At 68.0% G+C, this 3866-nt stretch carries 3 protein-coding genes; all 3 read right to left on the reverse strand.

Going from position 1 to position 3866, the window contains the following annotated elements:
• Positions 1–169: 169 nt before the first annotated feature.
• Positions 170–1399 (reverse strand): arginine deiminase, encoded by a 1230-nt coding sequence (locus tag G7A99_RS16600; protein WP_163142189.1) that lies wholly within the window; start codon positions 1397–1399, stop codon positions 170–172.
• Positions 1400–1411: 12 nt separating this feature from the next.
• The gene (locus G7A99_RS16605) at positions 1412–2860 is read right to left on the reverse strand and encodes a YfcC family protein (RefSeq protein WP_018716463.1); all 1449 of its coding nucleotides are present in this window, start codon (positions 2858–2860) and stop codon (positions 1412–1414) included.
• Between the two features lie 295 nt (positions 2861–3155).
• Positions 3156–3866 (reverse strand): phosphoribosylaminoimidazolesuccinocarboxamide synthase (locus G7A99_RS16610; RefSeq protein WP_163142192.1); only part of this gene is annotated, 711 nt, incomplete at its 5' end.

A 3866-nucleotide genomic window follows, 5' to 3' on the forward strand; every position in this document is an offset into this window, starting at 1 on the left:
AGGGCGATGTCCTTGCCCTGCAGGTTGGCCACCTCGGTGCCGGCGTACTTCGCCGTCTTGAGGTCGGCGGCCAGCTTCAGGAGGAAGGCGATCTCCTTTTGCGAATAGTCGCGCAGGGTCAGGAAATGCCGGTTCTTGAGGTTGAATGCCATGGTTCGGTCCTCGCTGTTCAGGCCGGGTCGCGGGCGGTGGGGCAGCTCATGCAGTGGCCGCCGCCGCGACCGCGGCCGAGTTCGGCGCCGGGGATCGCCAGGACCTCGACACCGGCCGCCTTCAGTGCGGCGTTGGTGTCGTCGTTGCGGTCGTAGCCGATCACCACGCCCGGGCGCAGCGCGAGGACGTTGTTGCCGTCGTTCCACTGCTCGCGGGCGCGCTCCTCCTCGGACTCGCCGCCGGTCGGCACGATCCGGAGGCGCTTGTAGCCGAGCACCTCGGCGACGATCTCGAAGATCGGCCGCGGGTCGTGGCGGAAGTCGAGCGGCTTGTCCCCCGCGCCCGGGCGGATGTCGTAGCACACGAGCTCGTCGGCGACCTCCTTGAACGTGGTGACCACATCGCCGCCGCACAGGGTGAAGATCGTGTCCAGGTGCATCGACGCCCGCGAGCGCGGGATCTTGAAGGCCAGCACGCGTTCCGCGGCGCCGGAGGCGAACAGCGATACCGCGAGCTGGCCCACCGCCTGCGGCGAGGAACGCTCGCCCATGCCCACGAGCACGGTGGCGTCGCCCACCGGCATGACATCGCCGCCCTCCAGGGTCGCCAGCCCGTGCTCGCGTGTCGGATCGCCCCAGTGGATGTTCACCCGGCCGGCGAAGGTGGGGTGATACCGGTAGATCGCGGTGTTGATCAGCGTCTCCGGCCGTCGGGCGGCCCAGTACATCGGGTTCACCGTCACGCCATCGTAGATCCAGGCGCTGTTGTCCCGTGTGAACAGGGCATTGGGCAGGGGAGGCAGAAGGAACCCGTGATGGCCCAGGTAGCTGCCGAACAGCCCGGTGAGCTCGAACGGCACCTCGTCGACGGTGAGCCCGCCGAGGAGGTGCTCGGCGAGTCGGGTGCCCGGCAGTTCGTCGAACCACGCGCGCAGCTCGGAGAGCGCGCCGACGCCGATGTGGTCGGCGGTGACGCGGTGATCGAGCACCCACGCCCTTGCCTCGGGGATGTCGAGGGTCTCCGCGAGCAGCTCGTTGACGTCGAGGACCTCGATACCCTGCTCGCGCATGGTGGCGGAGAAGACGTCGTGGTCCTTCTGCGCCTGCTTGACCCAGAAGACGTCGTCGAAGAGCAGCTCGTCGCAGTTCGAAGGCGTCAGGCGGCGGTGGGCGAGGCCCGGACGGCAGACGATGACCTGCCGGAGCGTGCCGGTTTCCGAGTGAACGCCTAGTGTTGTTGCGGTCATGTCGATTTCCCTCTAGACCAAGGTGCCGATACTCAGTACGACCGAGATGAAGATCGTGAGCATCAGCAGCAGTGGCCAGATGAAGGCGATCCAGCGGTCGTAGGGCACGCGCCCGATGGCGAGGCCGCCGATCACCACGGCGAAGGTCGGGTTGATCAGGTTCACCAGTCCGTTCGCGGACTGGTAGGCGGTGACCACGAGCTCCCGGCCGACCCCGGCGAAATCCGAGAGCGGGGCCAGGATCGGCATGGACAGTACCGCCAGTCCGGAGGAGGAGGGCACGAAGAAGCTCATCGCCGCCTCGATCCAGAACATCAGGTTGATGAAGGCGAGCTGCCCGAGTCCGCCGAGGGTCTCGGCGGCGCTGTGCAGGATCGTGTCGGCGATCAGGCCCTTGTCCATGATCACGACGATGCCGCGGGCGAGGCCCACCACCAGGGCGACGCCCAGCAGGTCGCGGGCGCCGTCGACGAAGCGGCCGGTGAGCTCCTTCTCGCCCATCCGCGCGACGATGCCGATGACGATCGCCGAGCCGAAGAACAGCGCGCCCATCCGCGCCATCCACCAGCCCTGGGAGGACACGCCCCAGATCATCACCGCGAAGGTGAGACCGAACAGCACCAGGACGATCGACTGGGTGGTGGTGAGCGTCGAGGAATGGCTCTGCTCGTCGTCGCCCCTGAGGAAGTAGGCCTTGTGCGCGGCGTGCTGTTTGGCGACGACCGAGCGCGACGGATCCGCCTTGACGCGCCGTGCATAGGCCATGACGTAGCCGATGCACAGCGCCAGCCCGCCCAGGAGTATGACGAAGCGCAGCACGATACCCGTGGTGAACGGGATCGAGGCCGCGTTGGCGGCGATGACGGTGGCGAACGGGTTGATCGTCGAGCCGAGTACACCGATGCCGGCGCCGATCATGATGACCGCGACGGCAGTGATGGTGTCGTAGCCCGCGGCGAGCATGACGGGGACCAGGATGCCGTAGAAGGCGAGCGTCTCCTCGGCCATGCCGTATGTTGTGCCGCCAATGGCGAACAGGATCATGAGTATGGGGATCATCCATATCTCGTGACCCTGAAGCTTGCGCATGGCCTCGCGTATGCCGGTGTCGATGGCGCCGGTGCCGTTGACGACCCCGAGGAATCCCCCCAGGAACAGCACGAACAGCGCCACGTCGATGGCGTTCGCTGCATAGCTGTCCGGGTCGTAGAAGCCGGCAACGGGGGCGAGCATGACGTCGACGAAGCCCTGCGGGTTCGGCTCCACGGCCTGGTAGGTGCCGGGAACGGCGACCTCGCGGCCCACGGCCTCGTTCATCGTGCGTTCGTACTTGCCCGTGGGGATGACCCAGGTGAGCGCGGCCACGAGGACGATGAGAAGAAAGAGAACGGTATAGGCGGTCGGGAAACGAGAGGTGAGTTCCGGGTCCTTCTGCGACGGGGCGTTGGGGTCAGCAGACACGGCACTTCTCCTTGTTTTGACGCGCAATGCTGCGCCACGGGGCTTGTTCCGGCGAGGCCGGGTGTTCGTGTACCCAGGTCAACGATAGGCGGAATGCGCGTGGGTGTCAGTTGACGCCGGTCAAGTCGTTAGCAATCTACCGGCATGCCCCGGGACGGCGGGCAGTGCGTGGTGATGCGGACGTATACCGGTGGGCACGGGACGGCCCGGGGGTGGTGAGGGCGGCCGCGGCGCAATAGAGGCGGAGGTCCCGTCCCGGCCGCAGCGTCGGGACGGGGTGGCGCGGGGCGCGGTTTCAGCCGGCGCCGAGGCGGCGCTGGGCCTCGCGGTACTTCTCCGCAGTGCGCTCGATGATCTCCGCCGGCAGGTGCGGGGCCGGCGCGGTCTTGTCCCAGTCCAGGGTCTCGAGGTAGTCGCGAACGAACTGCTTGTCGAAGCTTGGCGGCGAGCCGCCGGGCTGGTAGGCATCCGCCGGCCAGAAGCGGCTGGAGTCCGGGGTCAGGGCCTCGTCGATCCACACCAGCGTACCGTCGTGGTCGAGCCCGAACTCGAACTTCGTGTCGGCAATGATGATGCCGTGCTCGCGGGCATAGTCCGCGGCCTCGGTGTAGAGGCGCAGCGTCGTTTCGCGGACCGTCGCCGCACGCTCGGCACCGAGCTGCCCGGCAACGGTCTCGAAGGCGACGTTCTCGTCGTGCTCGCCCACCGCGGCCTTGGTCGAGGGGGTGAAGATGGGCTCCGGCAGGCGGTCGGCCTGGCGCAGGCCGGCGGGCAGCGGGATGCCGCAGATCGAGCCGTTCGCCTGGTAGTCCTTCCAGCCCGAGCCGATGACGTAGCCCCGCGCGATGGCCTCCACCGGCAGCGGCGCCAGGCGTCGCACCACCAGCGCCCGGCCCTCGACCTGGGCACGTTCCGCCGGGTCCGGCAGCACGTCGGTGAGGGGTCTGTCGGCGAGGTGGTTGGGGACGATGTGGCGCAGCCGCTCGAACCAGAACCGCGACAGCGC

Source organism: Arhodomonas sp. KWT (assembly GCF_010993615.1).